Source organism: Sodalis glossinidius str. 'morsitans', from assembly GCF_000010085.1.
Classification (GTDB): Bacteria; Pseudomonadota; Gammaproteobacteria; order Enterobacterales; family Enterobacteriaceae; genus Sodalis; species Sodalis glossinidius.
Window position 1 is genome coordinate 2280769 of the sequence record NC_007712.1, and the last position, 16939, is coordinate 2297707.

General features: G+C 52.1%; 16 protein-coding genes and 4 pseudogenes. 12 read left to right on the plus strand and 8 right to left on the minus strand.

Annotation, left to right across the window (positions count from 1 at the left end):
* The first annotated feature begins 128 nt into the window (after positions 1-128).
* The 5 genes from oppA (at position 129) to oppF (ending at position 5758) form a co-directional block, all read left to right on the plus strand.
* Positions 129-1766, plus strand: coding sequence for an oligopeptide ABC transporter substrate-binding protein OppA (oppA, locus tag SGP1_RS12060; protein ID WP_011411193.1), 1638 nt, complete (start codon positions 129-131; stop codon positions 1764-1766).
* A gap of 97 nt (positions 1767-1863) precedes the next feature.
* The gene (oppB, locus tag SGP1_RS12065; protein WP_011411194.1) at positions 1864-2784 is read left to right on the plus strand and encodes an oligopeptide ABC transporter permease OppB; all 921 of its coding nucleotides are present in this window, start codon (positions 1864-1866) and stop codon (positions 2782-2784) included.
* Between the two features lie 15 nt (positions 2785-2799).
* Positions 2800-3708, plus strand: a complete 909-nt coding sequence (gene oppC, locus SGP1_RS12070) for an oligopeptide ABC transporter permease OppC (protein ID WP_011411195.1) — start codon at positions 2800-2802, stop codon at positions 3706-3708.
* Between the two features lie 11 nt (positions 3709-3719).
* Positions 3720-4745, plus strand: coding sequence for an ABC transporter ATP-binding protein (locus SGP1_RS12075; RefSeq protein ID WP_011411196.1), 1026 nt, complete (start codon positions 3720-3722; stop codon positions 4743-4745).
* Positions 4742-5758 (plus strand): murein tripeptide/oligopeptide ABC transporter ATP binding protein OppF, encoded by a 1017-nt coding sequence (gene oppF, locus SGP1_RS12080; protein WP_011411197.1) that lies wholly within the window; start codon positions 4742-4744, stop codon positions 5756-5758. The genes SGP1_RS12075 and oppF overlap by 4 nt, the downstream gene beginning before the upstream one ends.
* A 153-nt stretch (positions 5759-5911) precedes the next feature.
* Here oppF and SGP1_RS12085 read toward each other — a convergent pair.
* Positions 5912-6230: pseudogene (locus tag SGP1_RS12085) on the minus strand (HI1450 family dsDNA-mimic protein).
* Between the two features lie 54 nt (positions 6231-6284).
* Complete coding sequence (gene cls / locus SGP1_RS12090; protein ID WP_011411198.1) at positions 6285-7745, minus strand: cardiolipin synthase; 1461 nt, start codon at positions 7743-7745, stop codon at positions 6285-6287.
* Between the two features lie 210 nt (positions 7746-7955).
* On the opposite strand from cls, the gene SGP1_RS27400 reads away from it, so the two are divergent.
* Positions 7956-8099 carry a YciY family protein gene (locus tag SGP1_RS27400; RefSeq protein ID WP_424141169.1) on the plus strand — a complete coding sequence of 48 codons (144 nt, stop codon included), beginning with the start codon at positions 7956-7958 and terminating at the stop codon, positions 8097-8099.
* A 37-nt stretch (positions 8100-8136) separates the two neighbouring features.
* Here the strand turns inward: SGP1_RS27400 and SGP1_RS12095 are convergent, their stop codons facing one another.
* Both SGP1_RS12095 and SGP1_RS12100 read right to left on the minus strand, forming a co-directional pair.
* Complete coding sequence (locus SGP1_RS12095; protein ID WP_011411199.1) at positions 8137-8481, minus strand: hypothetical protein; 345 nt, start codon at positions 8479-8481, stop codon at positions 8137-8139.
* Positions 8482-8964: 483 nt separating this feature from the next.
* Complete coding sequence (locus SGP1_RS12100) at positions 8965-9261, minus strand: YciI family protein (protein WP_041867530.1); 297 nt, start codon at positions 9259-9261, stop codon at positions 8965-8967.
* 275 nt (positions 9262-9536) lie between these two features.
* On the opposite strand from SGP1_RS12100, the gene tonB reads away from it, so the two are divergent.
* A complete protein-coding gene (gene tonB / locus SGP1_RS12105) occupies positions 9537-10232 on the plus strand; it encodes a TonB system transport protein TonB (RefSeq protein ID WP_011411201.1) in 696 nt (231 codons plus the stop codon).
* Positions 10233-10283: 51 nt separating this feature from the next.
* Here the strand turns inward: tonB and yciA are convergent.
* From yciA to SGP1_RS12125, 4 genes and pseudogenes are all read right to left on the minus strand, one after another.
* A pseudogene (gene yciA, locus SGP1_RS12110) lies at positions 10284-10686 on the minus strand (acyl-CoA thioester hydrolase YciA); the annotation flags it as partial.
* Between the two features lie 38 nt (positions 10687-10724).
* Positions 10725-11255, minus strand: coding sequence for a septation protein A (locus tag SGP1_RS12115; RefSeq protein WP_011411202.1), 531 nt, complete (start codon positions 11253-11255; stop codon positions 10725-10727).
* 37 nt (positions 11256-11292) lie between these two features.
* Positions 11293-12045: a YciC family protein gene (locus tag SGP1_RS12120; protein WP_011411203.1), complete on the minus strand. Its 753-nt coding sequence runs from the start codon at positions 12043-12045 to the stop codon at positions 11293-11295.
* A 54-nt stretch (positions 12046-12099) separates the two neighbouring features.
* Positions 12100-12495, minus strand: coding sequence for a YkgJ family cysteine cluster protein (locus SGP1_RS12125; protein ID WP_011411204.1), 396 nt, complete (start codon positions 12493-12495; stop codon positions 12100-12102).
* A 334-nt stretch (positions 12496-12829) separates the two neighbouring features.
* On the opposite strand from SGP1_RS12125, the pseudogene SGP1_RS12130 reads away from it, so the two are divergent.
* From SGP1_RS12130 to SGP1_RS12145, 5 genes and pseudogenes are all read left to right on the plus strand, one after another.
* Positions 12830-13294, plus strand: a pseudogene (locus SGP1_RS12130) (OmpW family outer membrane protein); the annotation flags it as partial.
* Between the two features lie 197 nt (positions 13295-13491).
* Positions 13492-14755 (plus strand): annotated as a pseudogene (locus SGP1_RS12135) (tyrosine-type recombinase/integrase).
* A 206-nt stretch (positions 14756-14961) separates the two neighbouring features.
* Entirely contained in the window at positions 14962-15360 is a 399-nt protein-coding gene (locus tag SGP1_RS29690; RefSeq protein ID WP_148203480.1) for a hypothetical protein, read from the plus strand.
* A 447-nt stretch (positions 15361-15807) separates the two neighbouring features.
* Entirely contained in the window at positions 15808-16035 is a 228-nt protein-coding gene (locus SGP1_RS27405; RefSeq protein WP_083764757.1) for a helix-turn-helix transcriptional regulator, read from the plus strand.
* 35 nt (positions 16036-16070) lie between these two features.
* A complete protein-coding gene (locus SGP1_RS12145; RefSeq protein ID WP_041866944.1) occupies positions 16071-16733 on the plus strand; it encodes a hypothetical protein in 663 nt (220 codons plus the stop codon).
* The last annotated feature ends 206 nt before the right edge of the window (positions 16734-16939 follow it).

Here is a 16939-nt window from a genome sequence, read left to right on the forward strand (position 1 = left end):
ATCATACCTTTAACCTTGCGGCTTCGTTCGCCGCAGCGGGCGTGAGGTGCGTTATACCCGCATAGCGGGAATCTGCAGAGGGCTTGACAGGGTCCGTGCAATAATAAAAAAACCGGAGTGCATCACTAATGACCAACATCACGAAAAAAACGCTTCTTGCCGCGGCCGTGGTTACCGCCATGGGAATGAGCGTTGCTGGACAAACTTTTGCCGCGGCCGTTCCCGCCGGCGTGCAGTTAAGCGACAAACAGGAACTGGTACGCGGCAATGGCGCCGAATTGCAATCCCTGGATCCGCACAAGATAGAAGGGGTTCCCGAATCTAACGTTAACCGTGACGTACTGGAAGGCCTTATCATTAACGACCTGCAGGGTCGGGCACAACCGGGCGTGGCCGAGAGCTGGGAAAACAAGGATTTTAAAGTCTGGACTTTCCATCTGCGGCAAAACGCCAAATGGTCCAATGGCGATCCGGTCACCGCGCAGGACTTTGTCTACAGCTGGCGACGACTGGCGGATCCCAAAACTGCCTCTCCTTATGAAAGCTACCTGCAATACGCTCAGATCACCAATATCGACGATATCATCAGCGGCAAGAAAAGCCCGGACACGTTGGGCGTGAAAGCGCTTGACGATCATACCCTGGAAGTCACGCTGGCCGAGCCGGTGCCGTATCTCATCAAGGTGTTCGCCCATCCGTCCATGTCGCCGGTGCCGCAAAAAGTAGTGGAAAAATTCGGTGATAAGTGGACCCAGCCTGCCAATTGGGTGGGTAATGGCGCCTATGTCGTCAAAGACTGGGTGATTAACGAACGTATCGTCCTGGAGCGAAATCCGCAGTACTGGAATAACACTAAAACCGTCATTAATAAAGTCACCTATCTGCCGATCTCGTCCGAAGTCACCGACGTCAACCGCTATCGCGCCGGCGAAGACGATATGACCTTCAACAAATTGCCGATTGAGTTGTTCCAGAAACTCAAGAAAGACATCCCCAAAGAAGTCCATGCCGATCCCTATCTTTGCACTTATTACTACGAAATCAATAACCAGAAAGCGCCGTTCACCGATGCGCGCGTGCGTACCGCGCTTAAGCTCGGGCTGGATCGCGATATCATCGTTAATAAAGTGAAAGCGCAGGGCGATCTGCCGGCCTACGGCTTCACGCCGCCCCATACCGATGGCGCCAAGCTGACGGCGCCGGAATGGTTTGGCTGGTCGCAGGAGAAACGCAACGAAGAGGCGCGTAAATTGCTGGCCGAGGCGGGCTATACCAAAGACAAACCCTTGACCTTCGATTTACTGTATAACACCTCGGATCTGCATAAGAAGCTGGCCATCGCCGTGGCTTCTATCTGGAAAAAGAACCTCAGTGTCAATGTGAAACTTGAAAACCAGGAATGGAAAACCTTCCTGGATACCCGCCGTCAGGGCAATTTCGACGTCGCCAGGGCCGGCTGGTGTGCGGATTATAATGAACCGACGTCCTTCTTGAACATTATGCAGTCCAACAGCTCCAATAACAGCGCGCATTATAAGAACCCGGCATTTGATAAATTGCTGGTCCAGGCCCTGCAGGCCGGTTCGGAAGACGCCCGCGCCGGCATCTATCAGCAGGCGGAACAGCAGCTGGATAAAGACTCAGCAATCGTCCCGGTGTATTACTATGTTAACGCCCGTTTGGTCAAACCTTACGTAGGGGGTTATACCGGTAAAGATCCGCTTGATAATGTATATGTAAAAGATCTCTACATTATCAAACATTAAGGACGTTTGACGTGAGACAATAGGGTAGGCCGCTGGCGGTCGTGCCCTATTTGTTCTGCAAACGCCTTACCGTCTACTGCCATTTATAGGTCTGGTAATGTTAAAGTTTATTCTTCGACGGCTGCTGGAAGCGATTCCAACGCTGTTCGTGCTGATCACCATCTCATTTTTCATAATGCGCCTGGCACCCGGCAGCCCGTTTACCGGCGAGCGCAACCTGCCGCCGGAAGTGATGGCCAATATTGAAGCCAAATATCATCTGAACGATCCCATCCTTACGCAGTACGGCAATTATTTATTGCAACTCGCCCACGGTGATTTCGGTCCCTCGTTCAAATATAAAGACTACTCGGTCAATGATCTGGTTGCCAACTCGTTTCCCGTCTCGGCCAAACTGGGGCTGGCGGCGTTTTTGCTGGCGGTGGTGGTCGGTGTCGCCGCCGGGGTTATGGCAGCGTTGAAGCAGAATACCAAATGGGACTATCTTGCCATGGGGTTTGCCATGACCGGCGTGGTGATCCCCAGTTTTGTGGTAGCGCCGCTATTGGTGCTGATTTTCGCCATCACGCTGAAATGGTTGCCCGGCGGCGGCTGGAACGGCGGCGAACCCAAATATGTCATTTTGCCGATGGTCGCGCTTTCACTGGCCTACATCGCCAGCATCGCCCGCATTACCCGCGGTTCAATGATTGAAGTGCTGCATTCCAATTTTATCCGCACCGCGCGCGCCAAAGGGCTGCCGATGCGGCGGATTATTTTCAGCCATGCTCTGAATCCGGCACTGCTGCCGGTCATCTCGTATATGGGGCCGGCGTTTGTCGGCATTATTACTGGTTCGATGGTGATAGAGACAATTTATGGTTTGCCCGGTATTGGCCAGCTGTTTGTCAACGGCGCTCTCAACCGCGACTATTCCCTGGTGCTAAGCCTGACGATACTGGTGGGTACCCTGACCATTGTGTTTAACGCCATTGTCGATGTCCTGTATGCGGTTATCGACCCGAAAATCCGTTATTGACGCTGGAGCGCACAAATGATTGTGAGCAAAAAAAATAGCGAAGCTCTGGAGAAATTCAGTGAACAACTGGAAGTGGAAGGCCGCAGCTTGTGGGCCGACGCTCGCCGACGCTTCATTCATAACAGGGCGGCGTTGACCAGCCTGTTTATCCTGCTGCTGATAGCGTTGTTCGTCATCTTGGCGCCGTCGCTGTCTGCATTCCGCTATGACGATACCGACTGGGCCATGATGTCCAATGCGCCGGATATCGCCTCCCAACACTATTTCGGCACCGATTCCTCCGGCCGTGATTTGCTGGTGCGGGTCGCCATCGGCGGCCGTATTTCGCTCATGGTGGGCATTGCCGCCGCACTGGTGGCGGTCGTGGTGGGGACGCTCTACGGCGTGCTGTCCGGTTATCTCGGCGGCAAAACTGACTCCCTGATGATGCGGCTGCTGGAAATTCTTAACTCGTTTCCGTTCATGTTTTTCGTCATCCTGCTGGTGACATTTTTTGGTCAGAACATCTTTTTGATTTTCGTGGCCATCGGGTTGGTTTCCTGGCTGGATATGGCCCGTATCGTCCGCGGGCAGACGCTGGGCCTAAAGCGCAAAGAGTTCATTGAGGCGGCTATCGTCAGCGGCGTGTCCACCCGCAATATTATTCTGCGCCATATTGTGCCGAACGTACTGGGTGTGGTGGTGGTGTACGCTTCACTCCTGGTGCCCAGCATGATTTTGTTTGAGTCCTTCCTGAGTTTTCTCGGTCTGGGCACCCAGGAGCCACTTTCCAGCTGGGGGGCGCTGCTTAGCGATGGCGCCAACTCCATGGAGGTGTCTCCCTGGCTGCTGATTTTCCCGGCGCTGTTTCTGGTGGTGACGCTATTTTGTTTCAACTTTATCGGCGATGGGTTGCGTGACGCCCTCGATCCGAAAGACCGTTAAGGAGTGCCGCCATGAGCACGAATCAAACCTTGGTGCCGGACGCGGTGACGCTTACGGACACCGCCTGGCCGGTACTGCTGGATGTACGTGACCTGCGGGTGACTTTCGCCACCCAGGACGGCGCGGTGACCGCGGTCAACGATCTCAATTTCACTCTGCACGCCGGCGAAACCCTGGGCATCGTCGGCGAGTCCGGCTCCGGCAAATCCCAGACCGCTTTTGCCTTGATGGGGCTGCTGGCGGCCAATGGTCGTATCGACGGCAGCGCCAAGTTCAACTGCCGCGAAATTCTCAATCTGCCGGAAAAGCAGCTGAACAAACTGCGCGCCGAGCAGATTTCGATGATTTTCCAGGATCCGATGACCTCGCTGAATCCCTACATGCGCGTGGGCGATCAGTTGATGGAAGTGCTGCAACTGCATAAACGGATCGGCAAACATGAAGCTTTTAATGAGTCCGTGCGCATGCTGGACGCGGTAAAAATGCCTGAAGCGCGCAAGCGCATGCGTATGTATCCCCATGAGTTCTCGGGCGGTATGCGCCAGCGGGTGATGATCGCCATGGCGCTGCTGTGCCGACCGAAACTGCTCATCGCCGATGAGCCGACCACCGCGCTGGATGTGACGGTGCAGGCGCAGATTATGAACCTGCTCAACGAATTAAAACGTGAGTTCAATACCGCCATCATCATGATTACCCACGACCTTGGCGTCGTGGCCGGCATTTGCGATCGGGTACTGGTCATGTACGCCGGACGCACCATGGAGTACGGCAAGGCGCGCGATGTGTTTTATAGCCCAAGTCATCCCTATTCCATCGGCCTGTTGGCTGCGGTACCTCGTCTGGATGCTGACGGTAGCGAAAGCATGACCACCATTCCCGGCAATCCGCCTAATCTGTTGCGCTTGCCTAAAGGTTGTCCTTTCCAGCCGCGCTGTCCGTACTCGATGGATATTTGCGCCACCATGCCGCCGCTGGAGCGCTTTGGCGATCAGCGACTGCGCGCCTGTTATAAGTCACTGGAGGAGCTGGTATGAGCACCCTGGCCGAGAAGAAAAAAGTCATCCTCGACGTCGACAATCTGAAGGTGTATTTCGACGTGAAAGGAGATAAACAGTGGTTCTGGCAGCCCGCCAAAAGCCTGAAGGCAGTAGATGGTGTGTCCCTGCGGCTGTATGAAGGGGAGACGCTGGGCGTAGTCGGCGAGTCCGGCTGCGGCAAATCGACCTTTGCCCGGGCGCTGATTGGTCTGGTCAAGGCCACCAGCGGGCGTATCGCCTGGCTGGGAAAAGAGTTGCAGGATATGAGTACGGCGCAGTGGCGAGCCACGCGTAACGATATTCAAATGATTTTCCAGGATCCACTGGCCTCGCTCAATCCCCGCATGACGATTGGCGATATCATCGCTGAACCGCTGCACACCTATTTCCCGAAAATGCCCCGCCAGGAAGTGAAGGAAAAAGTGCGCAACATGATGATGAAGGTCGGACTATTGCCGAACCTGATTAACCGTTATCCCCATGAGTTTTCCGGCGGTCAATGCCAGCGTATCGGCATTGCCCGGGCGCTGATTCTGGAGCCGAAGCTGGTGATATGTGATGAACCGGTGTCAGCGCTGGATGTGTCCATTCAGGCGCAGGTGGTGAACTTGTTGCAGCAACTGCAGCGGGAAATGGGGCTTTCGCTGATTTTCATTGCGCACGATTTGGCGGTCGTCAAGCATATCTCCGATCGGGTTTTGGTCATGTATCTCGGCCATGCCGTGGAGCTTGGCACGTTTGATCAGGTGTATCACAATCCACAGCATCCCTATACACGCGCGTTGATGTCGGCGGTGCCGATACCGGATCCGGATAAAGAGCGCAATAAGGTCATTCAGCTACTGGAGGGGGATTTGCCCTCTCCGATTAATCCCCCGTCGGGATGCGTTTTCCGCACGCGCTGTCCGCTGGCCGATGAGACCTGCGCCGTGACGCGACCAATATTACAGGGCAGCTTCCGCCACGTCTGTTCATGTATTAAGGTAGATATAGCCCAGCTGGCGCAATAACAGGTCGCCCAAGCGGGAGCTGCGGGAGGGGGGGGCCGCGCCCGATTGGGGCATCAGGATGTGCTGCGGCAAGCGGCGGCGCGGCTGACGTTGAGGAGGGCATTTGCTACCTAGCCGCGGCCGATCGGAGGCGCGGCGCGGGCGGGACAGGGCTCACTCCTTCCACAGAATGTGGCAGACCTTTTCGCTCCGGTCGCGGCATATCAGGATGCGCGTGAATACGTCGTTTACCGCCATACCGTCTTGCTCCGCCAGGCTGATGACCACTTCGGCGAAAAGATCGGGATTGAGATCGAAATCCACCTGCTCATGCCACGCTTCTGACGGGTCAAACAGCTTTGCCGCGCCGCTCAAACTGCAGATTGAACAGCAAAATGTCCGCCGGATCGAGATTATCCTGCGTCGGCTCAAGAAAAATATCGTAGGCCGCTTCGAGCGTTTCATCATCCGTCAGACGATTATCCACATCCATCATTACTGTCCCGTTAGCTGAATTGGCTCTATTACAGCATGCCGTCCGGTAAAATTACAGCAATGGACTGAAAAAGTAGAACAGCCGCTCGACAATACGCTGCCAGTAGGGACGCTTCGACCAGACTTTGGGTTCAATGAGCCGTGAGCGGGCGATATAGTCCTCCTGTACCCGTGCCAAATCGCTGCCAAAATCGTCATCGTCGATGACCAGGGTTATCTCAAAATTAAGCCATAGGCTGCGCATATCCAGATTTACCGTCCCCACCAGACTCAATTGACCGTCGACCAGTACACTCTTGGTATGCAGCAGACCGCCCTCAAACTGATGGATCAGCACTCCGGCTTCCAGTAGTTCGGCAAAAAAGGCCCGGCTGGCCCAGCCTACCAACATGGAGTCGTTGTGGCGTGGAACGATAATATGGACTTCCACGCCGAGCTGTGCCGCGGTACAAATGGCCTGGAGCAAATCGTCGCTCGGCACCAGGTAGGGCGTGGTCATCACCAGTTGTTCGCGCGCCGCATAAATCGAGGTGAGCAACGCCTGATGAATGACGCCCTCGGGGAAACCGGGACCCGACGCGATCACTTGGATGGTGTGTCCGGTGGCCTGTTCAAACGGCATGATATTGACGTCGGGCAGCGGCGGCAGGATGCGTTCCCCGGTTTCAATTTCCCAGTCGCAGGAGAAAATGATCCCCATCGCGGTCGCAACCGGCCCCTCCATGCGCGCCATGATATCGATCCATTGGCCGACGCCGGCGTCCTGTTTGAAAAAACGCGGATCCACCATGTTCATACTACCGGTGTAGGCGACATAATTGTCAATCAGCACCATTTTGCGATGCTGTCGCAAATCCATGCGGCGCAGAAAGACCCGCAGGAGGCTGACGTGCAGGGCTTCTACGACATGCACTCCGGCGGCGCGCATCAGCGCGGGGTAGGGACTGCGGAAAAAGTCCACGCTACCGGCGGAATCGAGCATTAGCCGGCAGCGCACGCCGCGCCGCGCCACCGCCATCAACGCCTCCGCCACCTGGTCCACTAGGCCGCCGCTCTGCCAGATATAGAACACTATCTCAATATTTTTTTGCGCCAGGCCGATATCGCGGACCAGCGCCCGCAGGGCATCATCGCTGCTGGTCAGCAGCTGCATCTGATTGCCCTTCAGGCCACCCATGCCCTGACGGTGCTCGCACAGTTGAAATAACGCCCGGGCCACTTCGCTGTTTTCACTGGCAAAAATGCGGCGACAACCTTTTAGATCTTCAATCCACTTGGCGGTGGACGGCCAGAGGGCCTTACTGCGTTCGGCGCGGCGTTTACCCAGGTTGAGTTCGCCGAACAGCAGATAAGTAATAATTCCCACCAGGGGGAGAATATAGATGACTAGTAGCCAGGCCATGGCGGAGGGCACCGCGCGACGTTTCATCATAACCCGCAGGGTGACGCCTGCGATCAACAACCAATAGCCGAATAGCAATAGCCAGTTGATTACGGTATAAAGCGTTGTCATAGGGGCGAAAAATCCTGTTCGCGGAGCGTTAGCCTGAGTTTACGCATAAGGGGCGCAAAGAGGAAATTGTTTTACCCGGCGCATAATGCGCTGCATCCGCGCGCGGCTTGGCAGGGATGAAAAAGCGGCTATAATGGCGAGCGTTCGTTTAAGCCCGTTCCAAAGGTCTTTGTGATGAAAAGAAGTCGTAACGAAGTAAGCCGTTGGCGTATGCAGCGTCAGGTACAGCGACGGCGCAGCCAGTGGGTTGGAGCCCAATCCCGCACTTATCGGCGATTGACGTGTTTGAGCCATCTTCAGCTCAAACAGCAGCGGCGTTCCTTGCTATTTTCCCTCTCCTATACGCTGAACTGAACGGAGGCGCTGTTTCTGCAGTCTGTCGCACCTACGCTCAATACGGGGCATTTCCTTGACTTTCAGGCGGTAAAAAACCGGCTTCATGCCGGTTGAGATGTGACAAACACTCTGCCTGTTTTCCTCCCTGAGGCGTTGCCAGTTGCGTTACTGCGTGGCGGTCGTGGTTGAGGTTGATGTAGAGGAACCGGTGTTTTTCCGGATCGCTCGCCGAGGCCACCGCGGCGACAGAGCTGGACACAAAGCTGGCATCACTGCTGCTGGCACTGCCGGATGCGCTCTGCGATGCCGCAGTAGTCGTACCAGCCGCGCCGGCGGCGTAAACAGCCGAGCTGCCGACCGCAGACAGAACCAAGGCTGCCATCAGTGTTTTCTTCAACATATTTACCTCCTACTGTTAAGTGTTTAACCGGGAGTACAGCATTTCTACGTTATGCGATAAGCTGGCGGGGTACAAACCGGATATCCTTCAGTGCGGCATGATTCGGAACTATCTGTCAAAAAGCGGTTAGATAACATACTGAAACGCGTCAATTTATAAAGTTGACTGCGAAAATTCCTGAATAGAATAATTTCACGCCACGCTCACGGAAATCGTGGTGGTTTTATTACTAAGGGGACCGTTTACCGCCAGTCACTACATCCCCTTGCCATTCCTGCATGACACTATAAGGGCCTTACACTATTGACCTTGCTCTCTGTGTTGCATCCGCAGTCCTATGGCGACTATGCCGACCATGGCGCCGGTCATCATAGGTATTCGGGCCACGGTTAGTGTGGCCGGCGACATCAAACGCCATTAGGAAGGGGGGAAGGCGGGCGCCGCCGTGGCCCTTGATGGGGCACGCACCCGCTGCGTTGGCGGTCAGAAGACCTTTTTGTAGGGCTTGACCTGAACGGTCGCATACACGCCGGCGGCGACATAGGGATCGGCTTCGGCCCAGGCCTGCGCCGCTTCAAGGGAGTCGAATTCGGCGATGACCGTTGAACCGTTGAAGCCCGCCGCGCCGGGATCATTGCTGTCTATGGCGGGCGTGGAGCCGGCCGTAAGCAGGCGGCCCTGATCACGTAGCAGCTGGAGACGCGCTAGATGAGTAGGGCGAACCGACAGGCGCTTTTCTAACGAATCGGCCACGTCTTCGGCATAGATGACATAGAGCACGGTAAAACTCCCAACCTGGAATGAGTAAAAGTAATTCACGTTATGATATTGCACCCTGTAGCGCAACGAAAAGTTACGCAGCCGGGACATGTTAAAGGGGGGCAGGCGGCGGGCGCCGACATATGAGCGCTGAGACAGTGGCCCGTAAGCGAAAGGTCCGGCGCGCCTGCCCTCTGACAGATAAATGCGCTAAACGATAAAGAGATCGCCGTCAGTTATTGAATATGATTGCTATTTGCATTTAAACTTTTCCCTCATCCACGACCTCCAATGATATGGCGTTAACTATTTTGAATCAGACCCGTCGCTTTTCCTGGCCGTTTATTGCCTCTGCCGGATTACACGCCTCTTTGGTCGCAGGATTACTCTATGCCACGGTCCCGCCGATAAGTTTACCCTCAGCTGTCGAGCAGCCCATGACCGTGATGCTGGTGGCGCCTGAGCCGCAGCAACCGCCGCAGCCTGTCCAACCCGAGCCGGAAGTCGAGCCGCAACCCATCCCGGAGCCGGAACCGCCTGCACCGGTGCAATTGCCTAAACTCGCGCCGAAACCCAAACCTGAACGGCACCGTGAAATCAAACCACAGCCGCCGAAACCCGTGACGCGTCCGGCGATGCCCGCCCCCAGTGCGCCGTCGGTTCGTCCGACAACCGCGCCGGTTACCAGCGCCCCGGCGAGCAGCAGTGTGAAAAGCGAGAGTAATTCGCCGCGGGCCATGCAGCGTACCAACCCCATTTATCCCCCGCGGGCAAAGGTGTTGGGCATTGAGGGCCGCGTGAGTGTGATGTTCGACGTCAATGCCGAGGGTCGGGTGGAGAACGTGCGGGTGCTATCGGCTCAGCCACGTAACATGTTCGAGCGCGATATCCGTTTAGCCATGCGTCGCTGGACTTATGAGCCGGGCAAGCCGGCAACCAATTTGACGGTCAATTTCAAATTCGACCTTGAGGGCGTCAGCAGCGGCGAATAGCGGCGCAAAACCGCTGCCCGTTGAGCACCTTAGTCCGCAGCGCTGACGCCGGTCCGGCGGCAGCGGGTGAGGTTTACCGTCATTATCCACCACGACGTACGTAAACACCGCCTCGGTCGCCCGGTAGCGTTGGCCGATGGGCTCCGAAGACACTTTCTTCACCCATACCTCAATATTGATGTGATGGTCAGCGAGCTGTTGCCGGTTTTCAGGCACTTAGCATAGCAACAAATGACATCTCCCACCGCGACCGGTTTCAGGAATGTCATGCCGTGTCGACGCGCACCGTCACTACCCGACCCTGAGCCAGCTCTTTCGCCAGAATAGCGCCGCCGATATCCATTTGCGACATCAGCCAGCCGCCAAAAATATCGCCGTTGGCATTGGTGTCAGCCGGCATTGCCAGCGTACGCAGCACTATCTCGCCACTATTCGTCATCTCTTCGTTCATCATTACTCCCGTTTAACTACACCCGCGCTGAAGGCGCAGGATTAATGGGTATTATTATAGCGGTAGATATAAATGCCGCTGAGCAGCGTAAAGACCAACGTCAGGCCGGTGAGGCCGAAAACCTTAAAATTGACCCACACGCTCTGCGGCAGCCAGAAAGCGATATAAATGTTCGCCGCGCCGCAGGCCAGGAAGAAAAGCGCCCAGGCAATATTCAAGTTGTTCCAGACTCGGGCAGGGAGATGGATCTCTTTATCCAGCATACGCTGGATAAGCGGCTTGCCGAATACAAATTGGCTAATCAGCAGCGCTGCGGCAAACAGCGAATAAATCACCGTCACCTTCCACTTGATAAATTCCGCGTTGTGGTAATAAAGCGTCAGCGAGCCGAAGATCGCCACCAGTACGAAGGTAATCAGGGCGACTTTTTCGACCTTGCGATAGCGCAGCCAGGTGTAAACCAATACCAGCGCAGAGGCAACGATTAACGCGCCGGATGCGTAGTAAATGTCGTAGAGATTATAGACGATAAAAAACACCACCAAGGGCAAAAAATCCAGAAACTGCTTCATAACAAAATCCACCGGTAAAGAGGGTAAACGACGTCCATCAGGCCTGCCGCAGCAGCATATACAGACGATAAAGATAGATTAGTAGCAGGGCGGAAATCAGATTGCTCAATCCATTCAATAATACCACCGCCACCAACGATGACACCAGAGTGAACTGAGTGGCCAGCAGTAAAACCGCCGCCTTCGCTAGTAGCCAGAACAAGACCGCCGGCGCCAACAGACGAAGATTGGCAAACGCCAGACTGGAGCTCTGGCGCATTGATTTGATAGCGCCCAGATCGTCACTGGTGGCGATGACCGGCGCCAGGCTAAAGGCGATGGCCAGCAGGATTCCCGGTACGATAATCAACAGCAGTCCCAGTTGTACCAGCAGCGTAGTAAGAAAGATAAGCAGCAACAGGCGCGGCAACAGCGGCGCCGACAGGCCGATGGCGCGCAATACGCTGACGGGCTGGCGGTTGGACACTTGGCGGATCATGGTCAGCAGCCCGCCGGCTAAAAGCACATTGCCGACCAGACCCGCCAGAGTGCCGGCGGCGGAAGCTTTCAGCAATACCCGTTGCTGTTCCACTGACATCTGCTGTACCAGCTGTTGCAGACTCATCTCGGCGGTATCGCCGAGATGAGTACCGTCGCTCAGGGTCATCAGTTGCTCACTTCCCGGCGACAGCGCATGGCCCAGCACGACGCTTATCAGCGCCGTCAACAGCGCCAACAGCAGGATACTGGCAAACTGATTACGGAAAAAATTCAGCATGTCGCGGTACAGGGTACTTGCCATAATTGGCATGGGGGCTCCTTGGTAAAACAATCAACGATTAGGCTAGCCCGCTATTCTACCCTGTTAATCCACGGCTTGGCACCCTAATGCATCATCCGGGGGCGAGCGCGGCACGATAATCCCCTGCGCCATCGTTCGCGCCAGCGGCGGCAGGCCATAATGCGCCCGGGCGCGATCGCAGGCGGCGTTTGCCCGGCCGTCTTCGCTGCTCATCTGGAATTCCCGACAGGGGGAAGGACGGGAGGCATAGAGTGTGCAGCTGACGCGCTTGCCGATTTGGCCTTGCAGCGCGGGAGGCTCGTTGGTGCCCGACATACAGCGTAAGAATGGGGTGAGCGGTTCCGTTAACGCCGCCGGCACCTGGCCTGCGCCGTCATCCGCCTCGGCCCAGTAAAAAGACACGCGAAAAAAGGCGCAGCAAGCGCTGCAGGACAGGTAGGGATTGCCATCACCGCTCATGCTGTTATCCCACCGACGCTACGGCGTCGAAGCTGAACCGACACTCCCCGAAAACTACCCAGCCGGAAGCCGGAAAACAACAGAAATGAGTTATCACCGCTTTTTTTGCTGTTGTTGCCATTCGGTTGATATGGATCAACCTGTAAATAGTAAGGGAATTGATATAACACTGGCTATCAATGTGACACATCAATTTGCCTCTACACCACCGTTAGCCCGGATGGTGACAAGGATCAAATTTACCCCTTAACGGTAAGCACAACAGCAATGGAGCAGGGCATGAAAACAACGCTTTTGGCCGCCTCGGTGGACGCTATTTTTTCAGTCAACCCGTATTCGCCATCAGGCCGGCGACTTTATCGCCCGTGCCGGCAGCATTACCGTCCGGCCCAGCGAGAGTTCGGATGATGTGCTGGGATTGGGCGAGTTCAACGTCAGCAACAACACGCAACTGGGGCTGACCTTTGGCTATATGATCACCGACAATATCGGCGTTGAATTGTTGGCGGCGACGCCGTTCAGTCACCGCGTCGGGCTTAACAGCACCGGTAATATCGCTAAAGTTAAACAACTGCCGCCCAGCCTGATGGCGTAACACTATTTTGGCGATGCCCAGGATAAGCTGTGGCCTTATATCGGCATCGACGTCAACTACACCACCTTTTATGACGCCTATTTTAACCAGAAGGGCCAAGATCTCGGCTTGACCGATTTGAGCGTGAAGAATTCCTGGGGTCTAGCCGGGCAGGCGGGGCTGGATTATAACGTCAGCGAGAACTGGCTGATTAATATGTCGGTGTGACATATAAAATTCAATTTCATAAGTACTCATAGTCTTTCAAAAATATGACAACTCGCTAATTTCAAGCCCATAGCGCCCTCAGTTAATTGCATGTACTTTCATAAAATTGCAAGATTACGTTGTACCCTATTGTGTACCCATAAAAATATGGGTACACATAGATGTCAAATCTTCTATTGCAAAAGGTTAGCTGTATGGGGAATTTAACTGACTTACAGATTAGATCATGGCTTAAGAAGGAAGAGCGATTTGAAGGTAGGTCTGATGGTGGAGAACTATACTTGAGGTATCGAACAAGTGACAAAAAACCAACATGGCGCTTTCGATATAGGATGCTAGGAAAATGGCGTGTAGTTTGCCTAGGAAACTACCCTGATGTAACCTTATCCAAGGCTAGGGAAGTGGCTAGGGAGCTATCAGCCCGTGTTGCACTCGGTTTTGATGTGGCAGAAAAAAAGAAGGAACGAAAAGCTGGATTTTTGGCGAAATTAAATGAGGATAATAATGAAAAGACTGTGGCTGATATTGCTAATTCTTTTTATGAGCAGTTAATTTTGCCAAGGCATAAACGGCCATAACAAATACGACATAATATTGATAAGGATATTATACCTAAGTTGGGGAAATTAAAGTTAAAAAAAGTCACAGCTTCCGATATTGATAATATGATAAAATCTATTGTTGCTAGAGGTGCTCCAGCTCCAGCTCCAGCTCCAGCTCCAGCTCCAGCTCCAGCTCCAGCTAATGATGTATTATCTTTAATTAAAAGAATTTTTAGCTATGCAATACGCCACCGCTATATGGAAAATAATCCTGCAATTTCTTTTGGCTGTTAGGATGCTGGTGGACAAGAGAAGAGGAGGAAAAGATGGTTAACATGTGATGAGTTGAAGTGTTTTTTTGAAACAATGAAATCTATAGATAGCTTCAATAAACAGAATGAACTAACTATAAAATTATTACTAGCTCTTTGCTGTCGAAAAATGGAATTATGTGCTGCAAAGTGGGATGAATTCGACTTTGAATGTGTGATATGGCATCTTCCAAAGAAGAGAACAAAAACAGGTGAAGGAATAGATATATCATTATCTGAGCCTGTACTGGAGTGGCTGAGAGAACTTAAAGGTTTTTCATATAATAGCCAATGGATACTGCCGGCACGAGCAGTAAGAGAATGCATTTGCAATGCATATTTCAGAATGCACTATTAATGTTGCTTTATCAAAAGTTCGCAGTAATATGCCCCCCGACATTTTGCCATTTACAGTTCATGATTTTCGACGTACATCGAGAACTCATCTAGCAGCTTTGGGTATTGATCCCATCGTGGCAGAACGCTGCCTTAACCACACCATCAAAGGTATTGAAGGAATCTATAATCGTCATCAATACTTAAATGAGAGAAGGGTAGCTTTGGAAAAATGGTCAGAGCTGTTGGTGTCATTAGAAAACGGCTAGGGCCAGCATTATTATATATGATTAATTAAAGGTATGATGATATGAATACCAAAAAGCTTGAGTTATGGGTTAATATACCGGCAATGTAGTACTACTCTATCGAGAAAGCTGCAAAGCTTCTATCATGTAATATTGATGATATTCTCCATTTTGGGTCTGTTGGCACGATAAATCTAGGTATTTATTTAGATGAACATGACTGCACATTGAAAGTGCTTAGGGGAAATGAAAATCTAGTAGATTTATTTTGTTCTCCAGAAATTGATGAGTATCTAACTATAATTCATTTAATTTTTCATGTGAATGAAAATGATGATGGATATGAAGTGGAAGAGGATGAAATGTATTTTCTATTACGTGGTACGACAAGGAGATTTTGGGAAATAGACTTGTGTAGTTTAATGAATCTAGAGTTTGGACGTGAAAGACTAATGGAATATGTTGGCCTATTTCCTTTTTTGAAACAAGAATTTAAAAATTACGGTATGCTCCTATATATAAATAGTGTACATAAAAAAATTTTGGTGTGGATGTTTCTGAAGATTGCAAATGTAGTAGTGTATGGTTGCATAAAGCGATTGAGAAAACTCACCTTTGGATATTAAAGGATGACATTGAATTTTTATATAATAAAAGACAAAAAGACGTCCCTTTATTTAGCGCAGGATTTAAAGAATTTGGTGAAAATTAATTTGATTTAAATCTTTCCCATCCGAACAAAGAGAGATATGCAGTAAATAGAGAAAAATTATACAAGGCTGCAATACATATACTAAGTGCTTACCCTGATGAATGTAGGGGGAATAAGAAAGAAATTAGTACAGAAAAATGGCTCGAAGCAATTAAAAACCATATTTCAGAAATTACAATATTACATATAGCTAACGATGAAGTGATATTGAGACATCTGAGGGCGGCAATAAACTTCGGAACAAAGCAAGGGGGATAGTAACTTACTATAGGGGGAAAGTACGTCTACTCTCCCTTATCACAGAAAATTTTCTAGACTAGAGTGCCTGCCAATCACACATCACCAAATGGCAGGACAGTAGATGAAGACACATGAGGTAACATCCGTATCATTTCCCATCACCGGCAATGCTCGCATAAAAAGTGTTGCTCAGTTTCTTGCTGTTAGTGAAGTAACCGTTTGGCGCTATACCAAAAAGCCGGACTTCCCCAAACCCATTAAATTATCCGATCGTGCGACTGTTTTCGATGCCGCTGCTGTACGTCAGTGGTATGAGACTCGGAAAAAATTAACCCAACAGGCTGATTAATAGCGCAACAACAAGTTAAATAATCGAGGTTTAAAATGAAAATGCCAAACATGGCTAATGGCCGTGACGGGTTCCCCTGCGCCTTAAATCCAGTGGGCGATATATTCAAGCCGGGCATTCCTCCGTTTGAAACGGAGGGATTACTAGACTTGGGTGAGGCCAGCCAGAAAGGAGGCTTCCCCTTGGCTGGCCCACTGAGCTTAATATTTAGCTCAACCAAAGTGATGGCCTCGGATAGAGTCGAGGTCACTGTATCGATGACCTCGGAAGATTCAGCGGGTTACGGTAAATGTGATTCCGGCTCCCATTTGAGTTCGCCAGAATCGGCGAGCGCAAAATATCGCCAGCACCGTAGTCCCATGAAGGGGATCACTGTGACCTATCGCAATCCAATCAATGGGTTAGCTTCCGCTCATATGGTGGCGGTATGCCCAAATAACCTACTGAATATCAAGGCGGAATCGGCGCTTGTCCAGACAGCAGATATTGCTCAAAATTTGTGCGTTACCATTAGTAACTCGCAAAATCAGCAGGGGTTGGGGTCTTTAAGACCCCGGCATGTTCAAAGAGACGATTTTCGTACTTTAGAAGATGTGCAAGCAACGGAAGAGGAAGAAGGGCAGCATTGGCAGTGCCACCCTTCGGCATGGTGGAGAAGTAAGTCAGCTTTGGGATTCTTGCTTGGCTTTCTTGCGTAGACGGCGCTTTATCTCTGTTCGCAACGCTGTAATTATAAACTGCCCCACACTTTCACCATCAACCTTAGTTTTTATAAGGTCTTCAAACGTATCGAGAGATGTTCTCATGATACCCAAACTCGCCCCAAATTTACAGATACATATTGGATCGTCCCGTGTTACGAGACTACGCCCTACGGCAAAGTGTCGTTCACACGTCAAGATCG

What these genes read in the sequence shown, in the direction of transcription:
- oppA (WP_011411193.1), top strand. Translation starts at nt 129, where the DNA reads ATGACCAACATCACGAAAAAAACGCTTCTTGCCGCGGCCGTGGTTACC.
- oppB (WP_011411194.1), top strand. Translation starts at nt 1,864, where the DNA reads ATGTTAAAGTTTATTCTTCGACGGCTGCTGGAAGCGATTCCAACGCTG.
- oppC (WP_011411195.1), top strand. Translation starts at nt 2,800, where the DNA reads ATGATTGTGAGCAAAAAAAATAGCGAAGCTCTGGAGAAATTCAGTGAA.
- SGP1_RS12075 (WP_011411196.1), top strand. Translation starts at nt 3,720, where the DNA reads ATGAGCACGAATCAAACCTTGGTGCCGGACGCGGTGACGCTTACGGAC.
- oppF (WP_011411197.1), top strand. Translation starts at nt 4,742, where the DNA reads ATGAGCACCCTGGCCGAGAAGAAAAAAGTCATCCTCGACGTCGACAAT.
- cls (WP_011411198.1), bottom strand. Translation starts at nt 7,745, where the DNA reads ATGACAACGCTTTATACCGTAATCAACTGGCTATTGCTATTCGGCTAT.
- SGP1_RS27400 (WP_424141169.1), top strand. Translation starts at nt 7,956, where the DNA reads ATGCAGCGTCAGGTACAGCGACGGCGCAGCCAGTGGGTTGGAGCCCAA.
- SGP1_RS12095 (WP_011411199.1), bottom strand. Translation starts at nt 8,481, where the DNA reads ATGTTGAAGAAAACACTGATGGCAGCCTTGGTTCTGTCTGCGGTCGGC.
- tonB (WP_011411201.1), top strand. Translation starts at nt 9,537, where the DNA reads ATGGCGTTAACTATTTTGAATCAGACCCGTCGCTTTTCCTGGCCGTTT.
- SGP1_RS12115 (WP_011411202.1), bottom strand. Translation starts at nt 11,255, where the DNA reads ATGAAGCAGTTTCTGGATTTTTTGCCCTTGGTGGTGTTTTTTATCGTC.
- SGP1_RS12120 (WP_011411203.1), bottom strand. Translation starts at nt 12,045, where the DNA reads ATGCCAATTATGGCAAGTACCCTGTACCGCGACATGCTGAATTTTTTC.
- SGP1_RS12125 (WP_011411204.1), bottom strand. Translation starts at nt 12,495, where the DNA reads ATGAGCGGTGATGGCAATCCCTACCTGTCCTGCAGCGCTTGCTGCGCC.
- SGP1_RS27405 (WP_083764757.1), top strand. Translation starts at nt 15,808, where the DNA reads ATGAAGACACATGAGGTAACATCCGTATCATTTCCCATCACCGGCAAT.
- SGP1_RS12145 (WP_041866944.1), top strand. Translation starts at nt 16,071, where the DNA reads ATGAAAATGCCAAACATGGCTAATGGCCGTGACGGGTTCCCCTGCGCC.